This is a genomic window from Pseudarthrobacter sp. SORGH_AS 212, from assembly GCF_030818145.1.
GTDB lineage: Bacteria > Actinomycetota > Actinomycetes > Actinomycetales > Micrococcaceae > Arthrobacter.
Window position 1 is genome coordinate 2,863,408 of sequence record NZ_JAUTAA010000001.1, and the last position, 16,959, is coordinate 2,880,366.

Below are 16,959 nucleotides of genomic sequence, written 5' to 3' on the forward strand. Positions count from 1 at the left end.
TCAGGCGTTGGCCAGGGCGGCTTCCGGTTCCGCCTGTTCCGAGACTGCGGCGGTTGCCACGTTGGCGGCGTGCGCTGCGGCGGCAACGGCTGAGGCAACATCGGCGGCCACATGGGGATCGAAGACGCTGGGGATAATGTAGCTGGCATTGAGCTCATCGTCAGCTACCCGGTTGGCGATGGCTTCCGCGGCGGCCACCAGCATTTCGGGGGTGATGTCCGAGGCTCCCGCGTCAAGCAGGCCGCGGAAGAAGCCGGGGAAGGCCAGTACGTTGTTGATCTGGTTGGGGAAGTCGCTGCGCCCCGTGGCCACGACTGCCGCGTGCTTTGCGGCGATGACGGGGTCGATTTCCGGTGTGGGGTTGGCCATGGCGAACACGATCGCGTCCTTGGCCATGGACGCTACCTGCTCTTCGCCGATGACGTGCGGGGCGCTGACGCCGATGAAGACGTCCGCGCCGACGAGGGCCTCGTGAAGGGTGCCGGAGAAGCCTTCCTCATTGGTGTTCGCGGCAATCCAGCTGCGGTGTTCGTCGCTGTAGGTTTCGCCGGAGTGGATGGCACCCGAGCGGCCGGCGGCGACGATGTGCTCCGCGCCCTGGGCCTTGAGGAGCTGGATGATGGCTGAGCCCGCGGCGCCGACGCCTGAGACGACAATGCGGACCTCACCGAGGGTCTTGCCCACCACGCGCAGGGCGTTGACCAGGGCAGCGAGGGTGACGATGGCGGTGCCGTGCTGGTCGTCGTGGAACACCGGAATGTCCAGTTCCTCGCGGAGGCGCTTCTCGATCTCGAAGCAGCGCGGTGCGGCGATGTCCTCGAGGTTGATGCCGCCGTACACCGGGGCCATGGCCTTGGCGATCATGATGATTTCTTCGGTGTCCTGGGTGTCCAGGCAGACCGGCCAGGCGTCCACGTTGGCGAACTGCTTGAACAGGGCTGCCTTGCCTTCCATGACGGGGAGCGCAGCGGCTGGGCCGATGTTGCCCAGGCCCAGGACGGCGGAACCGTCGGTGAGCACGGCGATGGTGTTGCGCTTGACCGTCAGGTTGCGGGCCGCGGCGGGGTCTTCGGCAATGGCCAGGCAGACGCGGGCGACGCCGGGGGTGTAGGCACGCGAGAGATCGTCGCGGTTGCGCAGGGCTACCTTGGGGACCACCTCAAGCTTGCCGCCGAGGTGCATCAGGAAGGTGCGGTCCGAGACATGCTGGACCCTGACGCCGTCGAGCGCGTTCAGGGCGTCCTTGACGCGGGCGGCGTGTTCGTCGTCGGTGGTGTTGCAGGTGACGTCCACAACGAGGGTCTCATGGTGGGACTCGCTGACGTCCAGGGCGGTGATGGCGGCGCCTGCCGCCCCCACTGCGGCGGCGAGCTCGCTCGTGGCGCTGAAGCTGGACGGCGCTTCGACGCGCAGGGTGATCGAGTTTCCGGGGCTGGGGTTCGCCATTGAATGTCCTCCTGTTGGGGCCGTGCATCGGCCTGTTCCGGTAAGCCTGTTTTCTACGAATGTTTTCGTATTATGGATATTATTATCTACAAGATGGAAATACAAGCCCTCCGAATGCGACTGGAAGAGCTGGGTGCCGACGCGTGCCCGCAACTCCGCGCTTGATGTATGTTGGGTGTTCTAAGCACTCTTTTCACGATGTGGATAAGAGTTGTCGGATTCCGAGCCGTAGGAGACAACGGAATGGCAGAAAAAGCGTCCGGTGGCGTGCAGTCGGTAGAGCGCGTCTTTGAATTGCTGGAGCTGATCACCGATGCCGGCGGCGACGTCACCCTGAGCGAGCTGTCCTCCTCCACCGACCTGCCGCTGCCCACCATCCACCGCCTGCTGCGGACCTTGGTATCGCTGGGCTACATCCGGCAGCTGCCCAACCGCCGCTACGCGTTGGGCCCGCGGCTGATCCGGCTCGGCGAAGGCGCCAACAAGCAGCTCGGTGCGGTGGCCCGTCCCCAGTTGAAAGCCCTCGTGGACCAGCTCGGCGAGACCTCCAACATGGCCGTACTGGATTCGGACATGGTCATCTACGTCGCCCAGGTGCCTTCGCTGCACTCGATGCGCATGTTTACCGAGGTGGGCCGGCGGGCCCATACCCACGCCACCGGCGTCGGCAAGGCCATCCTGGCCCAGCTCGACGACGAGACCGTCCGCGGCATCGTGGCCCGTGCAGGAATGCCCACGCCCACCGTGAAGAGCATCGGCGACGTCGAGGAACTCCTGGCCGACCTCAAGCTGATCCGGGAACGTGGCTACTCCATCGACGAAGAGGAGCAGGAACTGGGTGTCCGCTGCTTCGCCATGGCCGTCCCCAATGTCCCCACGCCCACGGCGATCTCCGTCTCCGGGCCGGTATCGCGGGTGGACGAGCACTTCGCCGACAAAGCCGTGCCGGTGCTCCGCCAGGCGGCCGAGACCATCTCCCGCGAGCTGAACCGCACCTGACACGCCCAAAAACTACGTGACGACGGCGGCCCGCACCTTTGGCGAAAAGGTGCGGGCCGCCGTCGTTGGCTGCGTCTTTGCTAATGCTCTGATGCCTTTTGGGCCGATTCGATGCGGACTTCCTTGCCGTCACAGTCGAGGAGTTTGCCGCCTTCGAAGCGGTCGCCGTCCACCAGGCACTTGATGTCCTGTTCCTGCACCACGCGTTCGGTGCCGGCGACGAATACGGACTGGTTGTCCGAGTTGCCGGCCTTGAGGTGGTTGAACAGCAGGTTCAGCAGGATGGCCATGACGGCTGCCGAGCTGATGCCGGAGTGGAAGATGGTGCTGAACCAGGACGGGAACCGGTCGTAGAACGCCGGTGCGGCGATGGGGATCATGCCGAACCCGATGGATGCTGCCACCACGATCAGGTTCATGTTGTTCTTGTACTCCACCTTGGACAGCGTGCGGATGCCGCTGGCGGCCACGGTGCCGAAGAGGACCACGCCGGCGCCGCCCAGGACAGGCGTGGGGACGGCTGCGACAACCCGGCCCAGGACCGGAAGCAGGCCGAGGATCACCAGGATCAGGCCGCCGGCGCTGACCACGAAGCGGCTTTTCACGCCGGTGATGGCCACCAGGCCCACGTTCTGGGCGAAGGCGCTCTGCGTGAAGGAGTTGAACAGCGGGGAGATGGCGCTGGAGAGCATGTCCGCGCGGAGGCCGTTGCCGATCCGCTTGGAGTCCACCTTGGTGCCCACGATTTCACCCACGGCGATGATGTCCGCTGATGTTTCGGTCAGGGTGACCAGGATGACGATCAGCATCGAGATGATGGCCGCGATCTCGAAGGTGGGCGGGCCGAAGGCGAACGGGGTGGGGAAGGCGACGATCTCGCCCTGGCCCACCTTGGAGAAGTCCGCCATGCCGAACGCGAAGGCGATGCCGGTGCCGAGCACCATGGCCAGGAGGATCGAAAGCCGGGAGATGGCCGCGCTGCCCACCTTGCTCAGGAGCAGGACGATGCCCATGGTGGCGGCGGCGAGGCCGATGTTGGCCATGCTGCCGTAGTTGTCCGCCTTGTTGTTGCCGCCCATGGCCCAGTTGGCGGCTACCGGCATCAGGGTCAGGCCGATGGTGGTGATCACGGTACCGGTCACCACGGGCGGGAAGAACCGGATGATCTTCGAAAACAGCGGGGTGATCAGCAGGCCGATGAGCGAGGCCGCGATCACCGACCCGAAGACGGCCTGGATGCCGCCCCCGCCGTGGACAATAGCCACCATGGTGGAGACGCCGGCGAAGGATACTCCCTGGACGAGGGGGAGCTGGGATCCGAAAAACGGGACGCCGATGGTCTGGAGGATGGTGGCGAGGCCGCCGACAAAAAGGCAGGCGGCGATGAGCAGGCCGATGTCCTGTGAGGACATGCCGGCCGCGGCGCCGATGATCAGGGGAGGGGCGATGATGCCGCCGTACATGGTGAGGACGTGCTGGAAGCCGTAGGCGAATGTGCTTCCCAGCGGGAGCCGCTGGTCTTCCGGGCGGCCTGGCTGGGTGCGGTGTCCGGCGGCTGTGGCGGCCGGTTTCTTCTTGGTGTTCATGGCAGACTTTCTTGGTTCATGGCAGACGTCATCGTCTGGCTAACGTTGTCTGGCTAACAGGTGAAGCTGTGGGTTGGTTTCGACGGGCTCAACAACGGTGGGCCGAGCCCGCCGAAACCGAAAAGCGTGCAGGCTTTAGCAGAAGCCGGCGATGCCGGACCAGGCTGCGGGTGCTGCGGTTGCGTCGTCGCGCTGGACGGTGGCTTCGATCAGGCCGTAGGGGCGGTCGGCTGCGAAGAACACTTCGTTGGGGTTGTCCAGTCCGAAGGGGGACAGGTCCACCAGGAAGTGGTGCTTGTTGGGCATGGAGAACTTGATCTCGTCGATCTCGCTGTGGGCCTCCAGGACCTTGGTGCCCATGTCGAACAGGGTCTGCTGCAGGGCGTGGGAGTACTTCTCGGTGAATCCTTCGAGCAGGAGTCCCTTGACGTCGTCGTAGCTCTTGTTGAAGTCAAGCGTGCTGAAATCGGTGCCGGTCTTGAAGCGCCAGCGGGCGGAAACGTCTGTGGCGAGGATGCGGTCGGTGGTTTCCGGGAGGGTGGTGTAGCGGTCCCGGGGGTAGCCGACGAAGCCTGATTCAGTGGACTTCAGGACGGTCAGGTCCTTGAGGCCGGAAACCAGGTGGCTGGTGGCGCCGTCGCGGACCAGGACGGCGGTGCGGACTTCCTGGCCGTTGCGGACGAACGAGTGGTCGTGTTCGCTGCCGTGGGCCTGGATGCGGTTCCAGGAGTAGGACTCGGCTTCCCAGCGGCCGCCGTTGACCCAGTCGAAGCTGGAGGTGAAGTGCTCGCCGAGGCGCAGCAGGAATGCTTCCGGGGAGCCAATGCCGTCGCGGGCGAAGGCGTAGATGGTGTTCTTCTGGGTGTCCGTGGCCACCACGTGGGCGTTGTCGCCCTCCAGGTGGGCCGCGGAGAAGTCGCCGCGCAGCTGCGAGGTGACGTTCAGGTCTTCGATCTCGTGGCGGTTGGTGTCCCTGGTGATCTTGACGACGCGGACTTCGGCCTTGCCGTACTGGTTTTCGCCGAGAATGATCTTGCTGCTCATGGTCTTTTCCCAATCTCCGGTAAGTGGAACCAAGGTTCCATCACTGAAATTAAGCGCGCATTTCAAGCGCGTTTCCGGTGGAGCCGACCCAACAAAAAAGAGCCGGCATCCATTGATGCCAGCTCATTACGACCCTGCCTGCTGCTCCCAGGTTACGTGACCTGCGCCACGAGTTGCCTAACAGCGTACCCCCGCAAGCCGGTGGTGTACATCACAAGGAGAAAAATCCGATTGTGACCGGCGGCCCCCTGAGCCGCCCCGCGGAACCATTGACTCAGCGTCAGGGATCAACCTACTCTTTTCGTACAGCAAAAATTACTTTCCATAATACGAAATAAGAAATCGAGGAGGATCAGATGTACCAGCAGGATTCACAGGCAGTTGCACCGGCGAACACGGCGGGCCGTGCGGTTCCGGAGTTCTACCTCCCCCTCGGCGGCGGCACCGATCCGGACTTCTTTGTTCCGGAGGACCGAATCCACGAACCCAGCCGCTTCTCGCGCTGGATCTCCACCCTCCCGGGCTTCGGCCGGCAGCGCTAAGCTCCGGGGCGGCCGGGCCATTCCTTTCCGGCCCACGGATCGTAGTCCGCGATGAGGTCTTCCTGGCCCGGCCGGTCCGCATCCGGGACGTGCTGCAGGTTGACCCGCACCCGGTACCAGAGCGAGCTTGAACCCCGCATTCCGTCCACCAGGACGTCCGCGGGCTGCAGGGATTTTACGACGACGGCGTGCCCGGACTTCCAATCCTCCAGTGCCTTGAGCGCCTCAGGCTTGGTTTTGGTGCGCGCCACCTCGATCAGCGGCATCAGGGACTGCCGGCGCCCGGTGCCGTTCGCGCCGCGGGGCGCCTTTTCTGCCGGTCCCAGTTCCTTCGCCAGTGCCAGCAGCCCGTCCAGCGACCCGGCGGCGGCATCAATGCCCGCGTGCGGATCGCCGATGTCCGCGAACCGTTCCAGCACCGTGGGGACCGTGAAACGTTCCGGCCGGACGGTGCGCACCTCATCCCAGGTGAGCGGCGTGGACACCCGTGCATCGGGCAGTGCACGCACCGAGTACGCCGATGCCACGGTGCGGTCCTTGGCGTTCTGGTTGAAGTCAACGAACACGCTCTCGCCGCGTTCCTCCTTCCACCAGCGCGCGGTGGCCAGGCCCGGGGCCCGGTTCTCCACCTCGCGGGCCAGGGTTTCGGCGGCCAGCCGGACATCCTTGTAGGACCACTCCGGCGCAATACGCACCAGGATATGCAGCCCGCGGGACCCGCTGGTCTTCGGCCAGCCCACCAGCCCCGCGTCGTCGAGGACCTCCTGCGCCACATAGGCCACGTCCACGATCTGCGACCAGTCCACGCCCGGCATGGGATCGAGGTCCACCCGCAACTCGTCGGGATGCTCCAGGTCCTCGGCCCGGACGGGGTGCGGATTCAGGTCCAGGCAGCCGAGGTTCACCACCCACGCGAGGCCGGCCGCGTCCCGGATGACGGCTTCCTCCGCCGACGTCCCGGAGGCGTAGTGCAGCGTGGTGGTGTCAATGAACGGCGGATGGTTTTCCGGGACGCGTTTCTGGAAGAACGGTTCGGCGTCGATGCCCTTCGGGAACCGCTTCAGCACCATTGGCCTGCCGCCGGCACCCCGCAACGCACCCTCCGCGACCGCAAGGTAGTACCGCACCAGGTCCAGCTTGGTCAGGCCCGGCTCGGGGAACACCACTTTGTCCGGGCTCGAGATCCGGACCTCAACACCCTCGATGTCCAGGATCTCGGCCGGCGTCTTTGACGGAGTCATGGCGCCACGCTAGCAGCGGCATTGATGCCTGTCAGCCGTTGACCAGCCTGCGCGCTGCCGTGGAGTGCTCCGCAATCAGCGCGGGGATGTCCAGTCCGGGGATCCGGCCGTCCACCACGCGCCACTGACCGCCCACCATGACCCGGTCAGCCCTGTCAGCCGCGCACAGCAGCAGCGCCGCGATGGGGTCGTGGCTGCCGGAGAAGCGCAGGTCGTCCAGCTTGAACAGGGCGAGGTCGGCCTGCATCCCGGGTGCAAGCTGGCCCAGTCCCTTCCGGCCCAGCACCGCCGCCGAGCCCCGGGTGGCCCAGCCGAGCGCCCGCTCCACCGGCACGTCCGCACCGTAGCGGAGGCGCTGCAGGTACAGGGCCTGCCGGGCTTCGAGGATCATGTTGGAGGCATCGTTCGACGCTGAGCCGTCCACTCCCAGCCCCACGGGAACGCCCGCGTCCTCCAGTTCCAGGACCCGGGCCGTTCCCGAGGCGAGGCGCATATTGGAGGTGGGGCAGTGTGCGACGGCGGTTCCGGCCGCGCCGAGGCGGGTGATCTCCGCGTCGCTGAAGTGGATGCCGTGCCCCAGCCAGGTGCGGTCCGTCAGCCAGCCGACACTGTCCAGGTAGTCGACGGTCCGCAGCCCGAACCGTTCCCGGCAGAAGTCCTCCTCGTCCAGCGTCTCGGCCAGGTGCGTGTGGAGCCGCACATCCAGCCGTTCGGCAAGGGCTGCGCTCTCGGCCATGATTTCCTTGGTCACCGAGAACGGCGAGCACGGGGCCAGGGCGATCTGGACCGCCGCGTCCTCGCCGCGCTCGTGGTACTCCGAGACCAGGCGCCCGCTGTCCGCCAGCACCACGTCCGGATCCTGCACCGTGGACTGTGGCGGCAGGCCGCCGTCGTCCGTTCCCAACGTCATGGAACCGCGGGTGAGTGTGGCGCGCATGCCCAGCCGGCGCACTGCGGCAACCTCGATGTCGATGGCATCCTCCAGGCCGGCCGGAAACAGGTAGTGGTGGTCTGCCGCGGTGGTACAGCCGGACAGCAGCAGCTCGGCCAGGGCAACCGTGGCTGCCAGCTCGAGGTCCTTCGGCGTGAGCCGCGCCCACACCGGGTACAGGTTCTGCAGCCAGGGGAACAGCGGGGCGTTGGCCACCGGACCCCAGGCGCGCGTCAGGGTTTGGTAGAAGTGGTGGTGCGTGTTGATCAGCCCTGGAAGCAGGACGTGGCTGCCGGCGTCGAAGGTTTGGGAGCAGGGTGCGGACGGCTGCTGGCCCGCGGCGAGGACCTCCGTGATGACGCCGTTGCTGATAACCAGCCCGCCCGAGGCGTCGAGGGAATTGGCGGTGAAGACGGCCAGCGGGTTCCGGATCCAGAGCCGGGCGGCGGGATTGGTGGCGGCGGAAGCAGGGGAGGGAAGAGTCACGGAAGGCATCCTTGTCTGGGCGGAGTTCTGCACGTTCCAGCTCAGTGAGGCCCTGTCTGCTGATCCAGGTGGCCGGCTGCCAACTGCCAACTGCCATGCGGCGGGCGGTCCGGGTCCGCACCAGCGTAGGGAATGCCGGTGACCTGCGTCAATGGCCGCGGAATGTGACCGGGGGATGGGCGCGGCCGGTGAAGAGCGCGAAACATTGATTTCACATTGCGAAATTAAATTTCCAGAAACCTATGGCGTGGACCACAAACCGGTGCTAATCTCGATTCTGCCAAAGGCGGGCACCCGAAACCCGGGAAGCTATCTACCAGGCGCAACTAAACCTTCACAGCACATGCTGAAGCCTGGTAACCGTTCGCACCTGGTTCCTCTGGTCCTTTGCGCGGCTTCAGGCTTCCCGGCACTAAGGAAGTCGCATCATGAGTACCACCGTCACGGCCGAGCAGTTCCTGGCCCGATCCATCCGGCTGGCAACAGCCAACGTCCTCAACAGTGGCGGGCCCTTCGGCGCCATGATCGTCACCGCGGACGGCAAGACGTTCGACGGCGTCAACCGCGTCACCGCGGACAACGATCCCACCGCCCACGCCGAAGTCACCGCCATCCGCACCGCCTGCCGCGAGCTGGGCACCTTCGACCTCAGCGGCGCTGTCCTCTACACCAGCTGCGAGCCATGCCCCATGTGCCTGGCCTCGGCACTCTGGGCCCGCGTGGAGCGCGTGGTCTTCGCCGCGGACCGCCACGATGCCGCCTCGGTGGGCTTCGACGACGCCGTCTTCTACGAGTACTTCGACAACCAGGACAGGGACTCCCTGATGCCGGTCTCCAAGCTGGAACTGGCCGATCCCCAGGCGCCGGCCCCGCTGGAGCCGTTCAACACCTGGAACACGCTCGAATCCAGGATTGACTACTAGGGCCCGGTGGCTGACATGACAATCCTGGACAATTCCTCTGAAAAGCAGGCTGCACTGTTCCCGAAGGGTGACAACAGTGCAGAGCCCGCAGGGGCACGCGACACGCAAACGGCAACCGGGCGGGGACGGCAAGGAAGCACCCCGCCGGCGCCAAACAACATCCTTGACCGGTTCTTCCAGATCACCCGGCGCGGCTCCACCGTGGCCCGCGAATTCCGCGGCGGCCTGGTCACGTTCTTCACCATGGCGTACATCGTCATCCTGAACCCCCTGATCCTGGGCGGCTTCAGCGCGGACAACGCCCCCACCGACGTGGCGGGCGGCTGGCTCTCCGCAGCCCAGGTGGGGGCAGTCACCGGCCTCACGGCGGGTGTCATGACCATCCTCTTCGGCCTCATCGCCAACCTTCCGTTCGGCCTCGCGGCCGGCCTCGGCATCAACTCGTTCCTGGCCGTTTCCGTGATCCAGGAGGTCACGTGGGCCGAAGCCATGGGCCTGGTGGTGATCAACGGCATCCTGATTGTGCTGTTCGGCGTCACCGGCGCCCGGACCGCCATCTTCCGGGCGGTACCCAAGGAACTCAAGGCCGCCATCACCGTGGGCATCGGCCTGTTCATTGCCTTCATCGGCTTCGTGGACTCCGGCTTCGTCCGGCCCACCGCGGGAGGTCCTCCCGTCCAGCTGGGCGACGGCGGCTCCATCACCTCCGTGCCCACGCTCGTGTTCGTCGTTGGCCTCCTGGCCATGGGCATCCTGGTGGCCCGCAAGGTCCAGGGCGGCCTGCTCATCGGCATCGTCGGCACCACCGTGCTGGCCGCCGTCGTCGAAGCCTTCATGAAGATCGGCCCCGCCAGCGCCACCAACCCCGGCGGCTGGCACCTGAACACCCCCGTCCTGTCCGGCCAGCTCGTGTCAGCTCCGGACCTGGGCCTGGTGGGCCAGTTCGACCTCTTCGGCTCGTTCGCCAGGATCGGCGGACTTGCAGCCACCATGCTGGTCTTCACCCTCGTGTTCACCAACTTCTTCGACGCCATGGGCACCATGACCGGCCTGGCCAAGAGCGCCGGCGTCGCACACAAAGACGGAACGTTCCCGCGGCTCAAGTCCGCCTTCATCGTGGAAGGCTTCGGCGCTGTTGCCGGCGGTGCCACCTCCGGTTCCTCCAACACGGTCTACATCGATTCCGCTGCCGGCATCGGCGAAGGGGCCCGCACCGGCCTGGCCTCCGTGGTCACCGGCGTGCTGTTCCTGGGCTCGATGTTCCTCACCCCGCTCACCAGCGTGGTGCCGCTGGAGGTCGCGGCCGCTGCCCTGGTGGTGGTGGGCGCCATGATGATGGCCCAAATCCGCGAGATCAAGTTCACCAAGTTCACGGTGGCGCTGCCGGCATTCCTCACGATCGTGACCATGCCGCTGAGCTACTCGATCGCCAACGGCATCGGTGTGGGCTTCGTCAGCTGGGCCATCATCGGCGCCGCGTCCGGAAAGGCGAAGAAGATCCATCCGCTCATGTGGGTGGTCAGCGCCGGGTTCCTGGTGTACTTCGCCCGCGGGCCCATCAACGCCCTGCTGGGCGGCTGACCCGCCGCGCGCCCCTTCGGCCGCGGCAACCTTCCCCAACCACCTGCGAGGAACGACAATATGGACACCACCGCCGCGCGGAAGAAGGAGCACCGCAATGCTTGACCTGATTCCACTCCTCGGCAGCTGGACGCCCCACCTGGGCGGACGGTTTGCCGTTGCCACCATTGTTGGTGCCGGCGGTTCGGTGCCCAGGCCAGTTGGCACCTCCATGCTGGTCGCTGAGTCCGGGGCTGTGCTGGGCAGCCTCTCCGGCGGATGCGTGGAGGGCGCCGTGGTGGCGCTGGCGCAGGACGCCATGGACGACGGCGGCAGCCGCCGCAGGACCTTCGGCTTCAGTTCCACGGATGCCTTCGCCGCCGGGCTCACCTGCGGCGGAGAGCTGGACATCCACGTGGAACCGGTGTCCGCCGCAGTGCCCGGCGGCACGCCGCACCCGCTGCGCGCAGCCCTCATCCACCTGGCGGGCGGCATCGCCGGCGAACCCGTTGCCCTGGTGCGGCGCCTGTCACCGGACGGCGCCGCCGGGGGAGGGGCCGCCGTCGTCCTGCCGGATCCGGCCAGTGCCCACGCGGCGGCACCGGAACTCGCGGCGCTGTTGAGTGCCGTGGGATCCGGGCGGGAAGGGGCGGAAATTCCTGCTCTTCTCCAGGCGCTGCTGCGGACCGGCGGTACCGGATTGGTTCCGCTGCCCGGTCCGGACGGGTGCCTTCCGGACCGGGCGGCGGGCAGCCACGGCGAACCTGCCTTGCTGGTGGAATCCCGGCTGGCTCCACCGCGGATGCTGGTGTTTGGCGCCAATGACTTCGGCGCCGCCCTGGTGCCTGCGGCCAAGCTCCTCGGCTACCACGTGACCCTCGTGGACGCCCGCCCTGCTTTCGCCAGTCAGCCCCGGTTCGCCGCCGCGGATGCCGTGGTCACGGACTGGCCGCACCGGTACCTGGCGGCCGAGGCAGCGGCGGGCAGGCTGGACAGCCGCACCGTGGCGGCCGTCCTCACCCACGACCCCAAGTTCGATCTTCCGCTCCTCGAAACGGCCCTCGGCCTCGACCTCGCCTACGTGGGGGCCATGGGGTCGCGGCGCAGCCACCTGCAGCGCGTCGACAGCCTGCTCAGTGCGGGCATCCCGCCCGGCCGGATCGCACAGCTCCATTCACCAATCGGCCTGGACCTCGGCGCCGTCACCCCGGCGGAGGTGGCCGTGTCCATCACGGCCGAGCTCATCGCCGCCCGGACCCGCGCCGCCACCGGCATTCCGCTCCGGGACCGTTCCGGGCCCATCCACGGGAACCACGTTGGCCAGGCTGCGATTACCGGTCCGTCGGCGCCCACCACCCTTTACCAGCAGGAGAACGCATGGACATGAACACCATCGAGGCAGTGGTCCCCACCACGGACCCCGCACAGTGGCGCGACGGCGACGCCTGGCTCGCCGGCGGCACGGTCCTGTTCTCCTATGGCAGCTATGCCTTCGGACCCCAGCCCCTCAAGCGCCTCCTCGACCTCGGCGCAGCAGGCTGGACAGCTGTCACCGTCACCGATGACGGGATCGACCTCGCCGCCACCTGCACCATCGCCGAGCTGTACCGCCTCCCGGAATCCCCGGACGCCGCAGGCCTGCCCTGGCCCGCGCTGGACCTGGTCCGGCCGTGCTGCGATTCCTTCGTTGCTTCCTTCAAGGTGTGGAACATGTCCACCGTGGGCGGCAACCTGTGCACCTCACTGCCCGCAGGGCCTGTCATCTCGCTGTGCGCGGGATTGGACGGCGTGGCCACCATCCTGGGCCCCGGCGGTACCAGCCGCAGCGTCCCCGTGACCGACTTCGTGACCGGGGACGCGACGAACTGCCTGGCACCGGGCGAGCTGCTCCGCAGCGTCCACCTCCCGGCGTCGGCCCTGTCATCCCGAACCGCCTTCCGCCGCCTGTCGCTGAGCAACCTGGGCAGATCCGGGGTGCTGCTGATTGGAAGGCTCGACGGCGGCACCGCGTTGGTCCTGACCGTCACCGCTGCGACCAAGCGGCCCGTACAGCTGCGCTTCGACACGATCCCGGACGCCGACCACCTGGCGGCCGCGCTCGAGGACGCCATACCGGCCGCCCTGTACCACGATGACATCCACGGGCTCCCGGCTTGGCGGCGGGATATGACCTACCGGCTGGCCGAGGAAATCCGTACCGAACTGGCAGCGCCTGAGGGCACAGGAGCGGCGGGCCTCACCGTGTCCGGCGACTTCTGGCCTCCCCGGAGCACCCCGGCCTCCGGGTCCACAGCACTTCCGAAAGGGGCCTGACCATGGCCATCAACATCAACGGCGCACCGGCCGAAACGGATCCCCGCCCGGGCCAGTGCCTCCGGACCTTCCTCCGGGAACAGGGAAACCCCGGCGTCAAGAAGGGCTGCGACGGCGGCGACTGCGGTGCCTGCACGGTCCACGTGGACGGCACGCCGGTCCACAGCTGCATCTACCCCGCCGTCCGTGCCGAGGGGCACTCGGTCACCACCATCGAGGGACTGGCCGCCGCATCCGGCGACGGTCCCGGCCTGCACCCGGTGCAGCAGCAGTTCATGGAGCGGCAGGGTTTCCAGTGCGGCTTCTGCACCGCCGGCATGGTGATGACTGCCGCCACGTTCGACGACGAACAAAAGGACAACCTGCCCCGCAACCTCAAGGGCAACCTCTGCCGCTGCACGGGCTACCGCGCAATTGCTGACGCCGTCTGCGGCCACGCGGGGCACCCGGATCCGCAGGGGCAGGGCTCGGGTATCGCCGGGGCAAGCCAGCCGGACCCGGAACACGGCCAGCTCGGCGACGACGTCCCCGCACCCGCCAGCCGTGCGGTGGTCACCGGCGCGGCCCGCTACACCCTGGACATCCCGCAGGACCAGCAGCAGGCACTGCTGCACCTGAAGATCCTCCGCTCACCGCACGCCCACGCACGGGTGGTGTCCATCGACAAGGACGCTGCCCTCCGGGTCCCCGGCGTGGTGGCTGTCTTCACCTCCGACGACGCCCCGGAGCAGCTCTTCTCCACCGCCCAGCACGAACTGTTCACCGACGATCCGGACGATACCCGGGTGCTGGATGACGTGGTCCGGTTCATCGGGCAGCGCGTGGCCGCCGTAGCCGCCGAATCCGTAGCTGCCGCCGAGGCAGGCGTGCGGGCGTTGAAGGTTGGCTACGAAGAACTGCCCTCCGTTTTCACGCCGCAGGATGCCTTGCGTCCCGGCGCCCCGCTGGTGCACGGTGACAAGGACGGCGCCACCGCGCGGATCTCCCGTCCGGACCGCAACGTGGTGGCTGAGCTGCATTCCGAGCTGGGAAGCGTGGCGGATGGGTTTTCAGCCGCAGACTTCATCCACGAACAGACCTACCGGACCCAGCGCGTCCAGCATGTGGCCCTTGAAACCCACGCGGCTATTGCCTCCATTGATGCCGAAGGGCGGCTCCAGGTCCGTACCTCCAGCCAGGTTCCGTTCCTGGTCCGGCGCACCCTGTGCCGGGTGTTCGGGCTGGAAGAGGACCGGGTGCATGTGGTGGCCGGGCGGGTTGGCGGCGGCTTCGGTGGCAAGCAGGAAGTCCTCACCGAGGACCTCGTGGCGCTCGCTGCGCTGAAGCTGAAGCGGCCCGTCCAGCTGGAACTCACCCGCACCGAACAGTTCACCGCCACCACCACGCGGCATCCGTTCACCATCAAGCTCAAGGCCGGTGCCAGCAAAGACGGCCACCTCACCGCCCTGGAACTGGACGTCCTCACCAACACCGGAGCCTACGGAAACCATGGCCCCGGCGTCATGTTCCATGGCTGCGGCGAATCCCTGGCCGTGTACAAGTGCGACAACAAAAAAGTGGACGCCCACGCCATGTACACCCATACGGTCCCGGCCGGGGCGTTCCGCGGGTACGGGCTGAGCCAGATGATCTTCGCAGTGGAGTCCGCCATGGACGAACTAGCCGCCGGCATCGGCATGGACCCCTACGAGTTCCGCCGCCGGAACATGGTGCGCGAAGGCGACCACATGCTGTCCACCCACCCGGAACCCGAGGAAGACGTGCACTACGGCAGCTACGGGCTGGACCAGTGCCTGGACCTGGTGCGCGGTGCCCTGGACCGCGGCCTGGAACGGTACCGGACGGCTGGGCTGGACCAGCTGGGACCGGAATGGATGACCGGCGAGGGTGCCGCGCTGTCCATGATCGACACCGTGCCGCCGCGCGGACACTTCGCCCACTCGCGGATGCGGCTCCTTCCCGACGGAACGTACCAGGCCGACGTCGGCACGGCCGAGTTCGGCAACGGCACCACCACCGTCCACGCCCAGCTTGCCGCCACCGCGCTGTCCACCGAGGCTGCCCGGGTGGCGGTCCGGCAGTCCGACACGGACCTGGTGGAGCACGATACCGGCGCGTTCGGCTCGGCCGGCACGGTGGTGGCCGGAAAAGCCACGCTCGCTGCGGCAGAGGAGCTTGCTGTCCGCATCCGGGCCTTTGCCGCAGGGATCCGGCAAACCCAGGCCTCCGCCTGCGTCCTCGAGGGAGACGCCGTGGTGGTGGACGGGACAGCCGTGGCACTGTCGGAACTGGCGCAGGCAGCTGCGGAAGCCGGCGTCGAACTCGCTGCCGAAGGCCGCTGGGGTGGAACCCCGCGGTCGGTGGCGTTCAACGTGCACGGCTTCCGCGTGGCGGTGAACCGGAATACCGGCGAACTGAGGATCCTGCAAAGCGTGCAGGCCGCCGACGCCGGTGTGGTCGTCAATCCCCGGCAGTGCCGCGGCCAGATCGAGGGCGGCATTGCCCAGGCCATAGGTGCCGCGCTGTACGAGGAAGTGGTGGTGGACGACGCTGGTAAGGTCACCACGGACATCCTGCGGCAGTACCACATCCCCACCTTCGCGGACGTGCCGCGGAGCGAGGTGTACTTTGCCGATACCAACGACAAGCTTGGCCCGCTCGGTGCCAAGTCCATGAGTGAAAGCCCGTTCAACCCGGTAGCGCCCGCGCTGGCCAACGCCATCCGGAACGCCACCGGAGTGCGGTTCGCGTCCCTGCCCATTGCCCGGGACCGGATCTACCTGGGGCTGAAGGAGGCCGGGTTGGTGCCCGCGGACCACGTCCATTCCCAGCCGGTGCGGTGAACCGGCGGGCCGTAAAATTCCGGTGGCTGCCGGGCTGCCCCCTATAGTCGGGGGATGGAACAACGGATTTTAGGCAGGACCGGACGGAACGTCTCCATCGTGGGGCTGGGCACCTGGCAGCTTGGCGCGGACTGGGGCAACGTGGACCCGGCCCAGGCCCAGGCCATCCTGGCGGCGTCCGCTGAGGCCGGTGTCACTTTCTTCGACACCGCTGACGTATATGGCGACGGCAAGAGCGAACAGGCAATCGGCAAATTCCTGGCCGACAACCCCGGGCTGGACATCACCGTGGGCACCAAGATGGGCCGCCGGATGGACCAGCGCCCGGAAAACTACACGCTGGCCAACTTCCGCCAATGGGTTGACCGCTCACGGAAGAACCTGGGAACCGACACCCTGGACCTGGTCCAGCTGCACTGCCCGCCCACACCGGTGTTCAGCAGCAACGAGGTCTACGACGCCCTGGACACCCTGGTGTCCGAAGGCGCCATCCGCAATTACGGCGTCAGCGTGGAGCGGACGGACGAAGCACTGGAAGCCATCCGGCGCCCGGGAACGGCCTCGGTCCAGATCATCCTGAACGCCTTCCGGCTCAAGCCGCTGGACGAGGTCCTGCCCGCCGCGAAGGCAGCGGGCGTGGGGATCATTGCCCGCGTCCCACTGGCGTCCGGGCTGCTGTCCGGGAAATACACCAAGGACACCACGTTCGCGGACAACGACCACCGGAACTACAACCGCGACGGAGGCTCCTTCGATGTGGGGGAGACCTTCTCCGGGGTGGACTTCCAGCTTGGCCTGAAGGCTGTGGCCGAGTTCGAGCAACTGGTTCCCTCCGGCGCCACCACCGCCCAGGCCGCCATCGCCTGGATTGCCGCACAGGACGGTGTCACCACGGTGATCCCCGGTGCCCGCAACGTGGACCAGGCCGTGGCGAACGCTGCCGCCGCGTCCGTGGCTGTCACCGATGAGTTCGGCGAGGGTGTCCGCTGGATCTACGACCACTACTTCCGCGAGGCCATCCACCCGCGCTGGTAGCCGGGATTCC

The 16,959-nt window shown here is 67.1% G+C and carries 13 protein-coding genes; 8 read left to right on the top strand and 5 right to left on the bottom strand.

Annotated features, from left to right (window positions below; genetic code table 11):
• A complete protein-coding gene (locus QE394_RS13090; protein WP_349034734.1) occupies positions 1-1,446 on the bottom strand; it encodes an NAD-dependent malic enzyme in 1,446 nt (481 codons plus the stop codon).
• A 243-nt stretch (positions 1,447-1,689) separates the two neighbouring features.
• Here QE394_RS13090 and QE394_RS13095 point away from each other — a divergent pair, with 243 nt between their 5' ends.
• The gene (locus tag QE394_RS13095) at positions 1,690-2,445 is read left to right on the top strand and encodes an IclR family transcriptional regulator (protein ID WP_349034735.1); all 756 of its coding nucleotides are present in this window, start codon (positions 1,690-1,692) and stop codon (positions 2,443-2,445) included.
• An 80-nt stretch (positions 2,446-2,525) separates the two neighbouring features.
• On the opposite strand, the gene QE394_RS13100 is transcribed toward QE394_RS13095, so the two are convergent.
• Together QE394_RS13100 and pucL are read right to left on the bottom strand one after the other, a co-directional pair.
• Positions 2,526-4,031, bottom strand: a complete 1,506-nt coding sequence (locus tag QE394_RS13100; protein WP_349034736.1) for a nucleobase:cation symporter-2 family protein — start codon at positions 4,029-4,031, stop codon at positions 2,526-2,528.
• 135 nt (positions 4,032-4,166) lie between these two features.
• The gene (gene pucL / locus QE394_RS13105) at positions 4,167-5,075 is read right to left on the bottom strand and encodes a factor-independent urate hydroxylase (RefSeq protein WP_056078144.1); all 909 of its coding nucleotides are present in this window, start codon (positions 5,073-5,075) and stop codon (positions 4,167-4,169) included.
• Positions 5,076-5,431: 356 nt separating this feature from the next.
• Here pucL and QE394_RS13110 point away from each other — a divergent pair, with 356 nt between their 5' ends.
• Positions 5,432-5,617, top strand: a complete 186-nt coding sequence (locus tag QE394_RS13110) for a hypothetical protein (RefSeq protein ID WP_261621147.1) — start codon at positions 5,432-5,434, stop codon at positions 5,615-5,617.
• On the opposite strand, the gene ligD is transcribed toward QE394_RS13110, so the two are convergent.
• Together ligD and QE394_RS13120 are read right to left on the bottom strand one after the other, a co-directional pair.
• The gene (ligD, locus tag QE394_RS13115; RefSeq protein WP_056078151.1) at positions 5,614-6,858 is read right to left on the bottom strand and encodes a non-homologous end-joining DNA ligase; all 1,245 of its coding nucleotides are present in this window, start codon (positions 6,856-6,858) and stop codon (positions 5,614-5,616) included. The genes QE394_RS13110 and ligD overlap by 4 nt on opposite strands.
• Positions 6,859-6,889: 31 nt before the next feature.
• Positions 6,890-8,284, bottom strand: coding sequence for an 8-oxoguanine deaminase (locus QE394_RS13120; RefSeq protein ID WP_349034737.1), 1,395 nt, complete (start codon positions 8,282-8,284; stop codon positions 6,890-6,892).
• 419 nt (positions 8,285-8,703) lie between these two features.
• On the opposite strand from QE394_RS13120, the gene QE394_RS13125 reads away from it, so the two are divergent.
• The 6 genes from QE394_RS13125 (at position 8,704) to QE394_RS13150 (ending at position 16,949) form a co-directional block, all read left to right on the top strand.
• Positions 8,704-9,198: a nucleoside deaminase gene (locus tag QE394_RS13125; RefSeq protein WP_045732180.1), complete on the top strand. Its 495-nt coding sequence runs from the start codon at positions 8,704-8,706 to the stop codon at positions 9,196-9,198.
• 15 nt (positions 9,199-9,213) lie between these two features.
• Positions 9,214-10,779, top strand: a complete 1,566-nt coding sequence (locus tag QE394_RS13130; protein WP_349035408.1) for an NCS2 family permease — start codon at positions 9,214-9,216, stop codon at positions 10,777-10,779.
• 97 nt (positions 10,780-10,876) lie between these two features.
• The gene (locus QE394_RS13135) at positions 10,877-12,145 is read left to right on the top strand and encodes an XdhC/CoxI family protein (RefSeq protein ID WP_261621149.1); all 1,269 of its coding nucleotides are present in this window, start codon (positions 10,877-10,879) and stop codon (positions 12,143-12,145) included.
• On the top strand, positions 12,136-13,071 hold the full coding sequence (locus QE394_RS13140) for an FAD binding domain-containing protein (RefSeq protein WP_349034738.1): 936 nt from the start codon (positions 12,136-12,138) through the stop codon (positions 13,069-13,071). The genes QE394_RS13135 and QE394_RS13140 overlap by 10 nt, the downstream gene beginning before the upstream one ends.
• Before the next feature lie 2 nt (positions 13,072-13,073).
• Positions 13,074-15,914 (top strand): molybdopterin cofactor-binding domain-containing protein, encoded by a 2,841-nt coding sequence (locus QE394_RS13145; protein WP_349034739.1) that lies wholly within the window; start codon positions 13,074-13,076, stop codon positions 15,912-15,914.
• A gap of 54 nt (positions 15,915-15,968) precedes the next feature.
• Positions 15,969-16,949, top strand: a complete 981-nt coding sequence (locus QE394_RS13150) for an aldo/keto reductase (RefSeq protein WP_056078168.1) — start codon at positions 15,969-15,971, stop codon at positions 16,947-16,949.
• The last annotated feature ends 10 nt before the right edge of the window (positions 16,950-16,959 follow it).